This window comes from Rhizobium ecuadorense, from assembly GCF_001187535.1.
Classification (GTDB): domain Bacteria; phylum Pseudomonadota; class Alphaproteobacteria; order Rhizobiales; family Rhizobiaceae; genus Rhizobium; species Rhizobium ecuadorense.
The window spans coordinates 1-241 of the sequence record NZ_LFIO01001566.1; the positions used below are offsets into that span (position 1 = coordinate 1).

At 58.1% G+C, this 241-nt stretch carries 1 protein-coding gene; it reads right to left on the reverse strand.

The annotated features are described in order from the left end of the window. Window positions 1–146: 146 nt before the first annotated feature. Window positions 147–241: SDR family oxidoreductase (locus AF337_RS41220; RefSeq protein WP_152971279.1), on the reverse strand; the 95-nt coding region annotated here is incomplete at its 5' end.

A 241-nucleotide genomic window follows, 5' to 3' on the forward strand; every position in this document is an offset into this window, starting at 1 on the left:
CTAAGACATGGGTGACAACCTTGTGCCGAACGGGTTCTCGATGGTTTGCAAAGTCCTCTGCTCCAGGTCGATATATCCCAGATCATAGTCCACCGACAGCTTCGACAGGTTGTAGAGCCCGTTGGGGCTGGCAAAGGGCAGGCCGTTTAAGCCAGGGTCATACCGCCATCGACGTGAAGCTCGATCCCGTTGACAAAGCTTCCCGCGTCGGAGGCGAGGAAGAGTGCGGCGCGCGCCAACT